This window comes from Curtobacterium sp. MCBA15_013, from assembly GCF_001865095.1.
GTDB lineage: Bacteria > Actinomycetota > Actinomycetes > Actinomycetales > Microbacteriaceae > Curtobacterium.
Genome location: NZ_MJGQ01000006.1, coordinates 141,908 through 157,298, shown reverse-complemented (window position 1 = coordinate 157,298; position 15,391 = coordinate 141,908). Strand labels below are relative to the sequence as shown.

Here is a 15,391-nt window from a genome sequence, read left to right as displayed (position 1 = left end):
ACGTGACCCGACCATTTCTGCTCACGAAGTGGGGTCCGCGGGCGCGGGGGCGGGCGCGCCGCGCCCGGCGCCGCCCGCCCCGCCGCGCGGTCAGCGCGGGAGCGGCCGCGACAACGCCCGGTCGGCGATCGTCAGGACGCTCAACAGCACCGCGACCCCCACGATCACCCACGCCAGCACGTGCAGGTCCGGCGTCGTCGGGGCCTGGCCGAACACCCCGCCGATCAGCGAGGACGCCCCGATCGCCCCGATGTACACGCTCGTCCGGGACAGCCCCGCCGCGGTCCCGATGTACTCCGCCGGCACGACTCGGTAGAGCGCCGCCTGGTTCGACACGGACGCCAGGGCCTGCGGCACGCCGAACAGCGCCGGCGCGAGGACGAGCAGGAACACCGGCGACCCGGTGTGGAGCAGCAGGAGGAGCAGTCCGCCGACGATCGGCACCACGGCCGCGACGATGAGCGGCCCCCGCACGGCGGTCTTCCGGGCGATGAGGAACGACGCGACCCCGGCGACGATCGCGGCGGGCAGCTGCATGTACCCGGCGACGTCGCTCGAGTACCCCGCGACGTCCTGCACCCACTGCGAGAACCCGTAGGTCATCGTGTACGCCAGCAGGTACACGAGGAACAGCCGCATGTACGTGCGCGAGAGGGCACCGTTCCGGGCGAGCATCCGCACGTCGACGAAGGGCCGCACGGCGCGGAGCTCCCAGAGCACGAGCGCGACGAGCAGCACGACTGCCGTGCCGAGCAGCCACCAGAGTCCGGCGGACAGGTCGAGCAGGAACACGAGGAGCGCCGACACGAAGCCGGTCATGAGCAGCATCCCGAACGGGTCGAGCGCGGTGAGGACGGGGAGGTCCTCGTCGGTCCGCGGCCGGAGCCTGTCGGACGGCAGCCACAGCGCGGAGACGACGATCCCGAAGGCGGCGAGCGGGACGTTGACGAGGAAGATCGCGTGCCACCCGAACGCGGCGATGAGCGCTCCGCCGAGGGGCGGCCCGGCGGCGGCGGACACGAGCGAGGTGATCGACAGCGCACCGAGCACGAGCGGCGGGGTGGGCTTCCCGATGCGGGCGGAGTGCTGGCGCAGGGTCGTCAGCGCGGCCGGGTACGCCGACGAGGTCCCGATGCCGATCAGCACGCGCGCGAACACCGCGCCGCCGAAGCCGGTCAGGAACTCGGGCACGATCCCGGCGATCCCGACGATGACGAGTCCGGTCAGGAACACCTTCTTCGGACCGAACCGGTCGGCGAGCTTGCCCATCGTCGGCTGCGCGATGGCGCTCGCGAGGTACAGTGCCGCGACGAGCCAGATCGCCTGCGCGGCACCGATCCCGAGGTCGCGGGAGATCGGCGCGAGGGCGACCGACACCATCGTCGTGTTGATCGGGTTGAGCAGCGGTCCGACCAGGACCGGCACGAGGAGCTTCGGGCCGAAGCCGCTGCCGCCGGGATCGGTCGACGGGGAGACGGGTGTGGAGGCGGTTGCGGTGGACGTGGTCGGCTGCCTTTGCGAGGGGGTCGCGTCGTGACGGCCAGGAGGCGCGGCTCGCGTCGGTCGACGCGGGTCGCCCCTCCGGGTGGTCACGGTTCGACGAGGGGTTCGAGGATGCGGAGGGAGCGGGCGACCGTGGCACGGTCGTCGGGGTCGAGCGTCGCGAGGCGCTCGGCGAGCAGGCGGGTCCGGGCGCGGTGGGACTCGTCGCGGGCGGTGCGGCCGGCGTCGGTCGCGGCGACGATGGTCCGGCGCCCGTCGGTCGGGTCCTGCGTGCGGGTGACGAGGCCGAGGTCCTCGAGCGCCTGGACGGTCGCGCCCATCGACTGCGGTCGGACGCCCTCGGCACGGGCGAGTTCGGCGGTCGTGGTCGCACCGTCGCGGACGAGCCGACCGAGTGCGGCGGACTGCGAGGCCGTGACGTCGTCGACCTTGCCGACCAGGGTCGTGCGGCGGATCTTGCCGTACAGCGTCAGCAGTGCACCGGCGAGCACGTCCGAGCCGTCACCGTCCGATTCCATACCGTCACGGTACTACTTCGACAGGCGAACTTGCAAGGCTGCCTTCTGAACTCAGGGCTCGAAGACGATGCGCCGCTTCGTCACCACGAACCCCGCACGCTCGAACGCCCGACGCATCGGGGTGTTCGTCGCGTCCGTCGTCCCGACCACCCGCGGTGCACCGGCAGCGGCGTGCACCCGGACCGCCTCGGCCAGCAGTCCGTCGACGATGCCGCGCCCCCGGTGCTGCGGCAGGACGCCGATGTAGCTGATCGCTGCGTCGTACGCCGTCCGGGTCGCGATGACGAAGCCGACGACGAGCCCCTCCGCGTCGAGGGCGATCCGCCACCCGTCCCGTGATCCGGGCAGCGACCCGTAGAACGCGAGATCGTCGGCGGCCGCGCCCCGCGAGCCCAGTTCGGCGCCGGAGGCCAGCGTGTGTGCGTCGAGGCTCCCGACCGCGACGCGCGCGAAGAGGTCCACGAACTCGGCGTCGTCGCCACCGCGGAACCGCAGGGCCGGCGTCGACACCGACTCCGTCGCGGGAGCGCCCGGCCGTTCGAGCGCGACGCTGACCCGCTCGGTCATCCGTCCGAGTCCGGCGGCACGGGCCGCTTCCGTCCGCCACCGCACGGCCGCGACGGCGCCGTCGTCGGTGTGCCAGTCCACCGCGACGTCGACGATCCACTCCGGCAGCGAACCGAACGCGGCGGTTCCGGCGGCGATGAGTCCGGCGGCGATCTCCCGGCGCTCGTCGGGGTCGGACGACCCCGGTGCGATGAGCAGGTCGTCGAGTGTCGACGGTGCCGTGGCGTCCGCGCCGCCCCACCACAGGGCACGGCCGACGGGGCGACCGTCCCGCAGGGCCAGCCACGACCACTCCGGGCGGTAGTTCCCCGTGGCGGACTCGGCCCGGTACCGGTCCGCACCGATCCACGCGACCGGTTCGTCCGTCGACAAGGCGAGCAGCGCCTCCAGGTCGTCACCGTCGACGGGGCGGAAGGCGACGCTCACCGCGGACCGGTCAGGGTCTCGACCAGGTGCTCCTGCACGTACCCGAGCCAGTCGTAGACGTCCCGGAGGCCGACGCCCGCGTCGGCGGTGTACGACTGCTCCTCCGTAGCGGAGTCCACGATCCCCAGCCGGTCCGCGATCGTCAGCCGCAGGTCCGTCAGGCAGCGCAGCCAGGCCTGCTCGTCCGAGGTCTCGAAGGCGCCGTCCCGTGCCCCGGTGAGCCACGCGTGCACGGCCCGGGCGTTCTCGGTCTTCCTCGCCACCAGGTCCGACTCGGTCCACCGCCGGAACTCCGCGCTCGCCTCGGCGTCGTCGCGGTAGGCATCCGGGAACATCCGCGCCGCGACCGGGTCCGACGCGAGGTCCCCGTCGAGCACCTGCTGCAGCTGCTCGGTCAGCGACGTGAGCACGCCGCGCTCGCCGGAGGACATGGCGAGGTGCACGCCGTCGGCACGGCGGACGAACGGGATCACGGAGCGGGCGCCCTGTCCACCGAGGCCTGCAGCCCGTACCCGTGCATGGCCTCGACGTGGGCCTCCATCGCTTCGCGGGGGCCGGTCGCCACGATCGCGCGTCCCTCGTCGTTCACCTGGCGCATGAGTCGCTCCGCCTTCGCCCGTGGGAAGCCGAAGTACTGCTGGAAGACGTAGGTCACGTAGGACATGAGGTTCACCGGGTCGTCCCACACGACGGCGACCCACGGCGTGTCCGGTCGCACGCTCGTGCGGGCGTCGGTGCGCTCGTCCACGTCGGGCGTCAACAGGGTCATGCACCCAGGGTGACACGAACCTGCTCGCTCGGTACGATCGGGGGGTCGCGACTGGCGTTGGATGGGTCACCATCGGGGAGCGACACCTGACACGGTGCGCGGCCGTACGCCTGGGCCGCGCCCACCCGTCCACCTCGTCGTGCGCGTGCGCGACGGAACAGACAACGAGGAGTCCCGTGTCCATCACCGATCTGCCCCCCGCAGCCACCAACACCGCCTTCAACGCCCCGCTGAACGAGGTCGACCCCGAGATCGCCCGCGTCCTCGAGCAGGAGCTCGGCCGCCAGCGCGACACCCTCGAGATGATCGCGTCCGAGAACTTCGTGCCGCGCGCCGTCCTCGAGTCGCAGGGCTCCGTGCTCACCAACAAGTACGCCGAGGGCTACCCGGGCAAGCGCTACTACGGCGGCTGCGAGTACGTCGACGTCGCCGAGCAGCTCGCCATCGACCGCGCGAAGGCCCTCTTCGGCGCCGAGTACGCCAACGTCCAGCCGCACTCGGGCGCCACGGCCAACGCGGCCGTCCTGCACGCCATCGCGTCGGCCGGCGACACCATCCTCGGCCTCGAGCTCGCGCACGGCGGTCACCTGACCCACGGCATGAAGCTCAACTTCTCCGGCCGCATCTACAACGCCGTCGCGTACGGCGTCGACCCGGAGACGTTCGAGGTCGACTACGACGACATCCGCGCGAAGGCCATCGAGCACCAGCCGAAGGTCCTCATCGCCGGTTGGTCGGCCTACCCGCGCCAGCTCGACTTCGCGAAGTTCCGCGAGATCGCGGACGAGGTCGGCGCGAAGCTCTGGGTGGACATGGCGCACTTCGCCGGTCTCGTCGCCGCCGGCCTGCACCCGTCCCCGGTGCCGCACGCCCACGTGGTGTCCTCGACGGTGCACAAGACCCTCGGCGGCCCCCGCTCCGGCATCATCCTGTCCAACGACGAGTCGCTCTTCAAGAAGCTCAACTCGGCCGTGTTCCCGGGCCAGCAGGGCGGTCCGCTCATGCACGTGATCGCCGCCAAGGCCACCGCGTTCCTGCTCGCCGCCACCCCGGAGTTCAAGGAGCGCCAGGAGCGCACGATCCGCGGTGCACAGGCGCTCGCCGCACGGCTGACGGCCGACGACGCGAAGGCTGCGGGCATCGACGTCCTCACCGGTGGCACCGACGTGCACCTCGTGCTCGTGGACCTCCGCACGTCCGAGGTCGACGGCAAGCAGGCCGAGGACCTCCTGCACGAGGTCGGCATCACCGTGAACCGCAACTCCGTGCCGTTCGACCCGCGCCCGCCGATGGTCACCTCGGGTGTCCGCATCGGCACCTCGGCGCTGGCCACGCGTGGCTTCGGCGACGCGGAGTTCACCGAGGTCGCGGACATCATCGCGCTGACCCTCATGCCGAACCCCGACATCGACGCGCTCTCGGCCCGGGTGAAGGCCCTGACCGACGCGTTCCCGCTCTACGCGTGAGCGGCGCCGCCCCGTCGCCCGCGCCGCTGCCGCGCGAGCGCTGGGCGGGTGAGGGCAGTGCCGTCCGCATCGACGGCACCGCCCTCGCCGCCCGCACGCTCGACGACCTGAAGGTCCGCATCGACCGGCTGCACGACCACGGGTTCCGCCCCGGGCTCGGCACGATCATGGTCGGCCAGAACGCGGGCTCGGTGTCCTACGTCGCGGGCAAGCACCGCGACTCGGCGCAGATCGGGCTCGACTCGGTCCGCATCGACCTGCCCGAGACCGCGTCGGCCGCCGACATCCGGGCAGCGATCCTGCAGATGAACGACGACCCCCGGGTCACCGCGTTCATCGTGCAGCTCCCGCTGCCGCAGGGGATCGACCCGATCCCGATGCTCGAGCTGATGAACCCGGCGAAGGACGCCGACGGCCTGCACCCGACCAACCTCGGTGAGCTCGTGCTCGCCGTCCCGGGCGGTGCCGGCACGATCGACGCACCCCTGCCGTGCACCCCGCGCGGCATCGTCGCGATGCTCGAGGCGTACGACGTCCCGATCCGGGGCCAGCACGTCACGATCATCGGGCAGGGGCTCACGGTCGGTCGTCCGCTCGGGCTGCTCCTCACCCGGCTCGAGGCCACCGCGACCCTCACCCACTCCCTCACCGAGGACGTCGCCGCCGAGTGCCGCCGCGCGGACATCATCGTCGCCGCGGCCGGTGTCGCGGGGCTCGTGCAGCCGGACTGGGTGAAGCCCGGTGCGGCGGTCATCGACGTCGGCATCAGTCGCGTGGTCTCCCCGGACACGGGCAAGGCTCGCCTCCGGGGCGACGTCGACCCCGCGGTCGCCTCGGTGGCGGGCTTCTTGTCGCCGACGCCCGGCGGTGTCGGCCCGATGACGCGCGCGATGCTGATGAAGAACGTGGTCGAGGCCGCCGAGCGCCACCTGCACTAGCGCGCGGCTTGCTTCGTGAGCAGAAATGGTCGGGTCCCGTCGTGGAACCCGACCATTTCTGCTCACGAAGCACGGTCGGGAGGCGCGGGTCGGCGCCGCCACGTCCGCGCGGGCCCGAGGTGGCCGGGTCCGGGGCGTGCCCCGGACGGGCGCTTCTGCCGCGGCCGGCACCGCGCTACCGTTCGCGCATGACCACCTCCGCCGCGGAGCCCCGGGCACGCGAGTCGCTCTTCACGAAGGACGCCCGCAAGCTCGTCTGGATCACGCTGCTGTGCCTGTTCCTGCAGGTCCTCGGACAGAACTGGTCCGCTCAGCCGCGACTGCCCGGCAGCACGGACGTGCACGAACTCGGCTTCGTGCAGTTCGAGGCCCGGCCGTGGATCGGGTGGGTGCTCCTCACGGTCGGCTTCGCGGCGGCCGGCTTCGTCGTCGGGGTCGCTCGGCGCGGTGCCGCACGGTGGGACCAGGACCGCGTGCTCGCGCTCGGTCTGGCCGGGGTGGTCGGGGCGACCGTGCTGGTGTGGGTGCTGTTCATCGTGCAGTGGCAGTGGGTGTACTGGGCCGTCGCGCACGGCGACCTGCACCCGTTCACGATCGGTGACGTCTCGTGGTCGATCCAGCGACTCGAGGGCGCGCCGTGAGCGTCGACCGCAGTGCTAGGGTCTCGAACATGGGGGAGAACGTGCAGACCGCGCCCGTGATGGCGCACGCCGGACGGCAGCTGCGACCGCGAGCGGGGGGCCTCGTGCTGATCGGGGCCGTCGCGCTCCTGTCGTATCCGACGCTCACGATGTGGTCTGCCTCGTCGGAGTACGGCGGGACGGACAGCGACGGGCACTGGATCGACAACGCCGGCAACCCGCTGTCGAGTGCGCCGCCCACCGTGAACGTCGAGGGACACACGGCGCCGGCCGCGATCGCCGTCCTGCTCCTCGTGGTCGTCGTCGGGGTGTTCCTGCCGCCGATGCTCGCGCGGTTCGGCAAGCGATCGCTCGGCGACGTCGTCCGGTTCGCGGCGTACCTGGCCGTCCCGGTGGTCGTCGTGGTCGGCGTGCTGATCTACACCGTGTGGCAGGGGCACGTCGTGATGGACCAGATCGACCACGAGGTCCTGCACCCGCACGGCTTCCCGTGGGGCGGTGTGACCGTCACCACGGGGCACGCGACCCGCTGACCCGGGGCCCCCGGCCGGCCCAGCCCGAGAGACCCGGCGCGTCAGTCGCGCCGGGCGCCCTGCGCGGCGTGCACCGTGAACACCGTCGGCTCGCGGTACCCGGCCGCGGCGAAGGCGGCGGTGACCGCGTCTGCGATCGTCTGCCGCGCCTCCTGGTCGACCAACGCGATCGCCGCACCACCGAAGCCGCCACCGGTCATCCGCGCGCCCACCGCACCGTGCTCCATCGCGGTCGCGACCGCGAGGTCGAGCTCCGGCACCGAGATCTCGAAGTCGTCCCGCATCGACTCGTGCGACGCGACCAGCAGGGACCCGATCGCCCGCGGCCCGTGCTCGCGCAGCGTGCGGACGGTGTCGAGGACGCGCTGGTCCTCGGTCACGACGTGCCGGACACGGCGGAAGGTCTCGTCGTCGAGGAGTTCCTGCGCGCGGGGCAGGTCGTCGACCGACAGGTCGCGGAGCGCCTCGACGCCCATCACGGCCGCACCGTGCTCGCACGACGCGCGACGGGCCTTGTAGCCGCCGGTGGCGTGCGCGTGCTCGACACGGGTGTCGACGACGAGGACCTCGAGCCCGTTCGCCTCGAGCGCCAGGTCGACCACGGCGGTGTCGAGCGTGCGGCAGTCGAGGAAGACGACCGCGTCCTGCTCCCCGAGCAGCGAGGCGGACTGGTCCATGATCCCGGTGGGGGCACCGACGGCGTGGTTCTCGGAGTACTGGCCGACCCGGGCCAGGGTCTTCCGGTCGAGCCCGAGCTCCCACAGGTCGTTGAAGGCGAGTGCGACGCCGCACTCGATCGCGGCGCTCGACGAGAGCCCGGCACCGACCGGGACGTCCGACTCGATGAAGACGTCGAAGCCGGTCTTGCCGGTGAGGTCCGCGCCCGCCTGCTCGCGGAGTGCCCACGCGATGCCGAGGACGTACGCCGACCAGCCGTCCATGCGCTCGGGCGCGAGCTCGTCGAGGGAGAGCTCGACGACGGTGCCCGCGTCGAACGCCGACGCGACGCGCAGCTGCCGGTCGTCCCGGGGCGCGATCGAGGCGGTCGTGCGACGGTCGATGGCGAAGGGCAGCACGTACCCGTCGTTGTAGTCGGTGTGCTCGCCGATGAGGTTGACCCGGCCGGGCGCGGAGTACCGCACCGCGGGCTCGTACCCGTAGACCTGCTGGAACGTCATGCGCGTTCGATCCCTCCTCGGATGAACTCGGCCGCCGTCTCGGGGACGAGGTCCCCGATCCACGCGCCCATGGCGGCTTCGCTGCCGGCCAGGAACTTGAGCTTGTCCGCCGCGCGACGCGGGGACGTGATCTGGAGCATGAGCCGTACGGTGTCGCGGCCGGTGTGCACCGGCGCCTGGTGCCACGCGGCGATGTACGGCGTCGGGTCGCCGTAGAGCTTGTCGATCCCGCGGGTGAGCCGCAGGTGCATGTGCGCCAGCTCGTCCTTCTCGGCGTCGGTGAGCCCGGCGAAGTCGGGGACGTGCCGGTGCGGGAGCATGTGGATCTCGATGGGCCAGCGTGCGGCGAAGGGCACGAAGGCGGTGAAGTGCTCACCGGCGAGGACGACCCGGTCGGAGGCACGTTCGTTCGCGAGGTGCTGCTCGAACAGGTCCGGCCCGAACCGCTCGATGCTCGCGAGCAGGCGCTGGGTGCGCGGGGTGACGTAGGGGTAGGCGTAGATCTGCCCGTGCGGGTGGTGGAGCGTGACGCCGATGGCCTCGCCCCGGTTCTCGAACGGGAAGACCTGCTGGATGCCGGGCATCCGGGACAGCGCCGCCGTGCGGTCCGCCCACGCCTCGACCACGGTGCGGGCGCGTGACTCGGAGATCGACGCGAAGGAGCCCTCGGTCGCGGGCGAGAAGCAGACGACCTCGCACCGCCCGACGCTCCGGAACTGCCGGTTCAGCCCGACCTCGGTCAGGGAGTCGAGCGACGGCGGGGCGTCATCCGCCCCGTCGGCTCCGGCGAGCATCGGGCCGAAGGACGGGGAGCGGTTCTCGAACACCGCGACGTCGTAGCGGCTCGGGATCTCGGAGGGGTTCTCCGCCGACTGCGGCGCGAGCGGGTCCTGGTCGGCCGGCGGCAGGAACACGCGGTTCTGCCGGCTCGCCGCGATGGACACCCACTCGCCCGTGAGGACGTCCTGCCGCATGCGCGCCGTCTCCGGCCGCGGGTCGAGGACACGCTGGTCGATGCTGCGTTCTGCGGGCAGCGTCGAGTCGGCGTCGTCGAAGTAGAAGAGGTCGCGTCCGTCCGCGAGCTTCGTCACGCGCTTGGTGATCACCGCACAACCCTAGCGGCTCCACGAAGCATTGCGAAAGTGTTCGTAAGCACGCGAAACTGGTGGCATGACGGACGACGACCTCTTTTTCCTGGCCGGCGCGCTCCCCGCGCCGCTGCGGCAGGACCGCATCGTCTCGATCGTCGAGGGCGCGCCCGGACTCGTCCGAACGGCCGCCCTGGCAGCGGCCCTGGGCACCAGCGAGGTGACCGTCCGGCAGGACCTCTCCCTGCTCGACCAGGAGGCGCGGATCCGGCGGGTCCGCGGCGGTGCCGTCCGCCTCGGGGTCGGTTCCACCGAGCGCCCCTTCGAGGAGACCGCCGTCGAGCACCAGGTGGCCAAGGCCGCCATCGGCCGCGCCGCGGCGGCGCTCGTGCGCTCCGGGCAGTGCGTCGTGCTCGACGTCGGCACCACGCCCGCCGCCGTGGCGACGGCACTGGTCGCGCGCGAGGACCTCGTCGACGTCACGGTGGTCACGAACTCGCTGACGACCGCGCTCGTGCTCGAGGCCGCCGTCCCGCGCTTCACCGTCATCGTCACCGGGGGCACGCTCCGTCCGCTGCAGCACTCCCTCGTGGCGCCGTTCAACGGCACCCTGCTGCCGATGATCGCCGCGGACCTCGTGTTCCTCGGCGGCACCGGGGTCGACGTCGCGCACGGCCTCACCAACGTCAACCTGCCCGAGACCGAGGCGAAGCGGATGCTCGCGGCCGCGGCTCGGCGTACGGTCGTGGTCGCGGACGGGTCGAAGTTCGGCCGGGCCCACATCGGGGTCGTCCGCGCGCTCGAGGACATCGACGTCGTCGTCACCGCCGAGACCACGGCGGAGCAGGTCGCCCCGATCCGGGCGGCCGGCGTCGAGGTGGTCGTGGCGGACGAGCCGGCAGTACCCGCACCATCTGCACGATCCGCACCATCCGCACCGGGAAGGACCCGTACCTCATGACCGCAGCTCCCACCGGAGGGCAGTACCACCTCCGCCACGCCGGACCCGACGGGGTCGTCGAGGCGATCGTCACCGAGGTGGCGGCCGGCATCCGGGAACTCCGCGTCGCGGGGTTCGACCTCACCGAGCCGTTCCCCGTCACGTCGCAGCCGCCCGGGGCGAACGGGATCGTGCTCGCGCCGTGGCCGAACCGCGTCGCCGGCGGCGTGTGGGAACTCGACGGCAAGCGGCAGCAGCTCGACGTCTCCGAGCCGAAGTACGGCAACGCGTCGCACGGGCTGCTCCGGTTCGCGCCGTACCGCGTGGTCTCCCAGACCGAGTCCGGCATCGTGCAGGAAGCCACGATCCACCCGCAGCACGGCTGGCCCTTCACGCTCGAGACCCGCGTGCACCACGAGCTCGTCGACGACGGCATCCGGGTGACGCACGAGGTCGTGAACCGCTCGGGCGTGCGTGCGCCGTTCGCGATCGGCGCGCACCCGTACCTCCGCGCCGGGGACACCCCCGCCGAGGACCTCGTCGTCCGGCTCGACGCGGGGACGGCGTTCACCGTGGACGAGCGGAAGATCCCGAACGGCACCGTGGCCGTCGACGGCACCCCCTTCGACCTGCGCTCCGGTGTCCGCGCCGGTGACGCCGACCTCGACACCGCCTACACGGACGTCACGCCCGACGCCGAGGGGATCCGGCGCACGACGATGCACGGACCGGAGGGCGACGGCGTCGAACTCTGGCAGGACGGATCGTTCCCCTACGTGCAGGTGTTCACCTCCCGCGAGTTCCCCCGTGGCGACGGCACCGGGCTGGCCGTGGCGGTGGAGCCGATGACGGCGCCGGCCGACGCGCTCAACTCCGGGGAGGGGCTGCGCTGGCTCGAGCCCGACGAGGCCTGGACCGGCAGCTGGGGCATCCGCCGCGTCTGGTCCTGACCCGGGCGCGGCCGGTCCGCGGCCGAGACTCGGCCCGGCGGACAGTTTCGCGTGTCCCGCGCCGCGACGGTGTCCGCGGAGCCGAGACTCGGCCCTGCTTACACGTTCGCGACTCGTGCGGCGCGAGGGTGTCCGCGGAGGCGAGACTCGGTCGGGCAGTGGGGCACCGCCGCTGGTCCGCGCCGGACACGACGAAGGCCGCCCCGGGGAGGGGCGGCCTTCGTCGTTCGTCCGGGAGGGTCAGGCGCGACGCATGCGCAGCGCCTCGACCGCGAGGGACTCGCTCGCGTAGCGGCCCACCTCGTGCGCCCACGCCGGGTCGTCCCCGCGGAGGGCGACGAAGTCCTTGCGCTGCCGGCAGACGTAGCCGAGCACCGCGGTGCCGGTCGCGACCTCGACGAAGTCCTTGCGGATGTGGCGGGTCGTGACCTGGGCGTTCCGGCGGAGCGTGTCGAGCAGGAGCTCGTTGCTCATCGTCGTGTTGGTCGCTGCTGCGAGCTCGACGATGCGGCGCGCGTCACCGGTGGTGCTGGTCTGCGTGGCTTCGATGGGCTCGATCACGGTGTACCCCGTTCGTTCTGCGATGGTGCGGTGCTGCAGGATCCGTCGATCGGATCCGGGAACGACACTATCGGCGGGAGCCCAACAGTCGGCTGAACGCGGACTGAACTGTGCAGTGGAACCACCCTGAGGCTCCTGAGGACGACTTGTACCCCGGTCGAGTGCTCAGAGGCACTGTTCGCCGTCGGGCTGCGTCGCGAGCTGCTCGAGCTCGGCGTCGATCTTGCCCGCGAGGTACAGGTACCCGGCGTCGTTGAGGTGCTGCTGGTCCGTCGCGGCGTAGCTGCCGCTGTTCATCGCGGTGAACCACTGCCCGTCGATCGCGTCGATGTACGGGACGCCCACGGCGCTGGCGCCGGCGGCCACCGCGTCGTTGATGCCGGTCGTGGCCTCGGCGCGCGGCTGGGGTGCCGACGGGCCGATCGCCACCACGACCGCGTCCGGCCACTGCACCTCGGCCTGTCGGAGCGTCCGCTCGACGGTCTTCTCGAGGGTGGCGGAGTCGGTGAGCCAGTCGTTCTGGCTGCCCTGGACGATGACGAGGTCCGGCGTGAGTGCTGCCCGCTGCTCGATCCGGGACAGGTAGACGGCGCGCGAGGAGCGACCGCGGCCGGGGTTCACGTAGCCGGTCCCCGGGTAGCCGTTGATGGTCGCGTCCCACTGCCGCTCGGACACGAGGTCCTGCGCCCACCCGTGCACGTCGTCGTAGGAACCGCGACCCGTCGTGTACGAGTCGCCGACGATGAGGACGTCGGAGCCCGGAGCGATCGCGTCCGCGACCTGCTCAGCCGAGAAGTCGGACGTCGCGGGCACCGGCTGGCAGGCGTCGGACACGGCGGGCAGCATGACGAGCAGCCCGGCGATGCCGAGGCACATGGCGCCGAGGGCGATCGCGGGGACCGCTCGTCGGCGCCTGGTCTGCGCGGTGGACCGACGGGAGCCGCCGGGCACACCGCCGTCGGTTCGTCGAGCCACACCGGGATTGTAGGTGCTCAGCATCCGTGCCCCCGGACACCCGCCCGGCGAGGTGCTGAACCGTCAGACAGCCTGCGGGACGGGTGGACGGCTCGAGAGCGACTTCGCGATGTGCTTCGCCAAGCGGTGCGCCGGCAGTTCCACGAGCCGCGAGAACACGTAGGCGACGCCGATGCCGATCGGGATCGCGACGAGGACCAGCCAGGACGGCAGGGCACGCGGGAGGAGGTTCGCGACGGACACCGTGATGGGTTCGTGCACGAGGTAGAGGCTGAACGAGAGCCGTCCGAGCTCGCGGGGGATCGCGCCGAGCAGGAAGCGCTCGGCGGGCAACCACCTGCCGGCGAGCACGACGATCGTGCCGGCCGAGGCGAGGATGATCGCGGGCAGCACGGGCGACCACCACGCCGTCGTCGGCAGCCACCACTTCACGGTGATGCCGAGCAGGCTCACCACGAGCAGGACCCAGCCGAGCAGCGTCGGGACGTCCGGCAGGCGCTCCCAGCCGGCCGCGAGCGCGGAGCCGAGCAGGAACATCGGCAGGTACATCAGCCACTTCGAGTGCTCGTACTCGCCGAGTGCCGACAGGAAGACGGCGACGATGGCGGTCACCCACCACCAGCGTCGGGTGACCGCGGCGATCGAGACGAAGAGCGGCAGGAGCAGGGAGAAGAGGACCTCCCACGTGAGCGACCAGAGCGGGCTGTTCACGAGCGTCGGAGCGAGGAGCGTGAGGTCGTTCACGAGGCCGTGCAGGGTGAACGGCTCGGCGTGCCGGTTGATCCAGAACGACTGGTGCGGCTGGTCCTGCCGGGGCACGAGGAAGAAGAACACGAGCGCGAGTGCGATCGACGCCACCACCGGCAGGTAGAGGCGGACGAGCCGGCTCGGGTAGTAGGCGATCCAGTCCTGCGACCGGCGGAGGGCCGGGAGGGTCAGGACGAAGCCGCTCAGCACGAAGAAGACGAAGACGGCCTCGCTGCCGGCCCACACGAGGTGGGCGGGGGAGTACACCATCCAGCTCGCCCAGTCGGGGACGTCGCGGCGGTAGTTGCCGTCCGAGAGGGTCGGGATCGAGAGGAAGGCGTGGTGGACGACGACGACGGCGGCAGCGACGCCGCGGAGTCCGTCCAGTGAGCCGATCCTGCCGGTTGGGCGATCGCGCATGCCGACGATCCTACGGGAAGCCCGGCCAAGCCAAGGAACGGTCACGTTCGGTGGGCCCCGTGGGGCTCGAACCCACGACCCTCGGATTAAAAGTCCGGTGCTCTACCAACTGAGCTAGAGGCCCTCACCCGCAAGGCTAGCGGGTGAGGGCCTCCGGGAAGAACCGAGGGGACGGGTCAGCTGCGACGCCCGGTGAGCGTGCGGACGAGCCACAGCACGACCGCGACGATGAGCAGCACGAGGCCGACCCAGAGCAGGAACTTCAGGCTCGCGGTGAAGCCACCGACGAACAGCAGGATGACCGCGATCACGGCCAGGATGATGAGCAGGGGGTTCATGGGAGTCCTCTTCCTTCGCGTGCGGGAGGAGCGCCTCCCGATCAGACACCGTACGCGCGACGGAGCGGTTGCGTTCTGGGCGAACGGAGGGCGGGCGCGTCACCGGCCGTGCCTACACTGACGCGGTGCCTCGCGATCACCACCGTCCCGTCCACTTCACCGACCAGGAGTTCGCCGCGATCCAGGGCGGCGAGGACCCGGCCGTGGTGAACCGCGTCGCGCACGAGACCGCGAACGCCCTGCTCCACCGCGTGCGGCAGGACCCGGACCCGGCGGTCGTCGAGCGCCTGGTGACCTACACGGACGTGCACGGCATCGACGCCATCGCCGAGCTGTGGGCGCGGGTGGGGGCGCACACGCTCCCGGGCGCACTGTGGCGGATCTACCTCGTCCGCACCGTCATCCGGCAGAACCCGGAGGAGATCGCGTACCTCTTCGCGCGCGGCACGGAGCGGATCGGCACGATCGACCAGGCCGTCGCGGGCGCCGAGCAGCCGACCGGACCGGCGGAGATCCTGACGCTGGCGGACCGGATCCTGCACGGCCTCTACACGGGTGACCTCGCGGTGGCGCTCGACCGCGGTGCCGCGTTCTGCCGGCTCACGGCAGCAGGAGCGACCGCGGTGGCGGACGACGCGGACCTCACGGCGGGGGACCGGGCGTCCGAACTCACGACGCGCGCGCTGCGCCTGTCGGAACTGGCGGCCGACCTCACCGAGGCGGCGTCGCTCTGGCGCCGCGACAGCCTGGACTGAGCGGGTCGCGGGGCGGACCCGCACCGCGCCTCCTGGCCCGAACGCGGCGTCGCCCACCGGGCACGCGACACGCACGCA

Annotated in this window: 18 protein-coding genes, 1 tRNA gene and 1 riboswitch; of the genes, 7 read left to right on the top strand and 12 right to left on the bottom strand. The window is 72.1% G+C overall.

All coding sequences use genetic code 11. The annotated features are described in order from the left end of the window. Positions 1-90: 90 nt before the first annotated feature. The 5 genes from BIV01_RS04895 to clpS form a co-directional block, all read right to left on the bottom strand. On the bottom strand, positions 91-1,425 hold the full coding sequence (locus tag BIV01_RS04895) for an MFS transporter (protein ID WP_083295175.1): 1,335 nt from the start codon (positions 1,423-1,425) through the stop codon (positions 91-93). A 164-nt stretch (positions 1,426-1,589) separates the two neighbouring features. Continuing rightward, positions 1,590-2,021, bottom strand: a complete 432-nt coding sequence (locus BIV01_RS04890; protein WP_071295859.1) for a MarR family winged helix-turn-helix transcriptional regulator — start codon at positions 2,019-2,021, stop codon at positions 1,590-1,592. A 51-nt stretch (positions 2,022-2,072) separates the two neighbouring features. Then, positions 2,073-3,014, bottom strand: a complete 942-nt coding sequence (locus tag BIV01_RS04885) for a GNAT family N-acetyltransferase (RefSeq protein WP_083413764.1) — start codon at positions 3,012-3,014, stop codon at positions 2,073-2,075. After that, positions 3,011-3,487 (bottom strand): DUF2017 family protein, encoded by a 477-nt coding sequence (locus tag BIV01_RS04880; RefSeq protein WP_070417774.1) that lies wholly within the window; start codon positions 3,485-3,487, stop codon positions 3,011-3,013. The genes BIV01_RS04885 and BIV01_RS04880 overlap by 4 nt, the downstream gene beginning before the upstream one ends. Further along, on the bottom strand, positions 3,484-3,783 hold the full coding sequence (gene clpS, locus BIV01_RS04875) for an ATP-dependent Clp protease adapter ClpS (protein WP_083403394.1): 300 nt from the start codon (positions 3,781-3,783) through the stop codon (positions 3,484-3,486). The genes BIV01_RS04880 and clpS overlap by 4 nt, the downstream gene beginning before the upstream one ends. Positions 3,784-3,820: 37 nt before the next feature. Then, a riboswitch (ZMP/ZTP riboswitch) is annotated at positions 3,821-3,906 on the top strand. Positions 3,907-3,965: 59 nt separating this feature from the next. Between clpS and glyA the strand changes: the two genes are divergently transcribed. The 4 genes from glyA (at position 3,966) to BIV01_RS04855 (ending at position 7,361) form a co-directional block, all read left to right on the top strand. Then, a complete protein-coding gene (gene glyA / locus BIV01_RS04870) occupies positions 3,966-5,249 on the top strand; it encodes a serine hydroxymethyltransferase (RefSeq protein WP_302847420.1) in 1,284 nt (427 codons plus the stop codon). 26 nt (positions 5,250-5,275) lie between these two features. Then, positions 5,276-6,187, top strand: a complete 912-nt coding sequence (locus BIV01_RS04865; RefSeq protein WP_070419370.1) for a tetrahydrofolate dehydrogenase/cyclohydrolase catalytic domain-containing protein — start codon at positions 5,276-5,278, stop codon at positions 6,185-6,187. A gap of 188 nt (positions 6,188-6,375) precedes the next feature. Continuing rightward, the gene (locus BIV01_RS04860) at positions 6,376-6,828 is read left to right on the top strand and encodes a hypothetical protein (RefSeq protein ID WP_071302109.1); all 453 of its coding nucleotides are present in this window, start codon (positions 6,376-6,378) and stop codon (positions 6,826-6,828) included. 29 nt (positions 6,829-6,857) lie between these two features. Further along, complete coding sequence (locus BIV01_RS04855) at positions 6,858-7,361, top strand: hypothetical protein (RefSeq protein WP_071302108.1); 504 nt, start codon at positions 6,858-6,860, stop codon at positions 7,359-7,361. A 41-nt stretch (positions 7,362-7,402) separates the two neighbouring features. Here BIV01_RS04855 and galK read toward each other — a convergent pair whose 3' ends face one another. Both galK and galT read right to left on the bottom strand, forming a co-directional pair. Then, positions 7,403-8,539 (bottom strand): galactokinase, encoded by a 1,137-nt coding sequence (gene galK / locus BIV01_RS04850; protein WP_071302107.1) that lies wholly within the window; start codon positions 8,537-8,539, stop codon positions 7,403-7,405. Continuing rightward, positions 8,536-9,645 (bottom strand): galactose-1-phosphate uridylyltransferase, encoded by a 1,110-nt coding sequence (gene galT / locus BIV01_RS04845; protein WP_071302106.1) that lies wholly within the window; start codon positions 9,643-9,645, stop codon positions 8,536-8,538. The genes galK and galT overlap by 4 nt, the downstream gene beginning before the upstream one ends. 64 nt (positions 9,646-9,709) lie before the next feature. Here galT and BIV01_RS04840 point away from each other — a divergent pair, with 64 nt between their 5' ends. Both BIV01_RS04840 and BIV01_RS04835 read left to right on the top strand, forming a co-directional pair. Continuing rightward, on the top strand, positions 9,710-10,588 hold the full coding sequence (locus tag BIV01_RS04840) for a DeoR/GlpR family DNA-binding transcription regulator (protein WP_083413763.1): 879 nt from the start codon (positions 9,710-9,712) through the stop codon (positions 10,586-10,588). Then, positions 10,585-11,517 carry an aldose 1-epimerase family protein gene (locus BIV01_RS04835; protein WP_071302105.1) on the top strand — a complete coding sequence of 311 codons (933 nt, stop codon included), beginning with the start codon at positions 10,585-10,587 and terminating at the stop codon, positions 11,515-11,517. The genes BIV01_RS04840 and BIV01_RS04835 overlap by 4 nt, the downstream gene beginning before the upstream one ends. Before the next feature lie 240 nt (positions 11,518-11,757). Here the strand turns inward: BIV01_RS04835 and BIV01_RS04830 are convergent, their stop codons facing one another. From BIV01_RS04830 to BIV01_RS19660, 5 genes are all read right to left on the bottom strand, one after another. Further along, a complete protein-coding gene (locus BIV01_RS04830; RefSeq protein WP_071302104.1) occupies positions 11,758-12,078 on the bottom strand; it encodes a hypothetical protein in 321 nt (106 codons plus the stop codon). A 165-nt stretch (positions 12,079-12,243) separates the two neighbouring features. Next, a complete protein-coding gene (locus BIV01_RS04825) occupies positions 12,244-13,053 on the bottom strand; it encodes an SGNH/GDSL hydrolase family protein (RefSeq protein WP_175473635.1) in 810 nt (269 codons plus the stop codon). Between the two features lie 63 nt (positions 13,054-13,116). Continuing rightward, positions 13,117-14,220 (bottom strand): acyltransferase family protein, encoded by a 1,104-nt coding sequence (locus tag BIV01_RS04820; RefSeq protein WP_070417784.1) that lies wholly within the window; start codon positions 14,218-14,220, stop codon positions 13,117-13,119. A 51-nt stretch (positions 14,221-14,271) separates the two neighbouring features. Continuing rightward, positions 14,272-14,344 (bottom strand) — tRNA-Lys (locus tag BIV01_RS04815). Positions 14,345-14,396: 52 nt separating this feature from the next. After that, positions 14,397-14,558, bottom strand: a complete 162-nt coding sequence (locus tag BIV01_RS19660) for a hypothetical protein (protein WP_175473634.1) — start codon at positions 14,556-14,558, stop codon at positions 14,397-14,399. Between the two features lie 125 nt (positions 14,559-14,683). Between BIV01_RS19660 and BIV01_RS04810 the strand changes: the two genes are divergently transcribed. Further along, on the top strand, positions 14,684-15,313 hold the full coding sequence (locus tag BIV01_RS04810; protein ID WP_070417785.1) for a DNA-directed RNA polymerase subunit beta: 630 nt from the start codon (positions 14,684-14,686) through the stop codon (positions 15,311-15,313). Positions 15,314-15,391 lie beyond the last annotated feature (78 nt).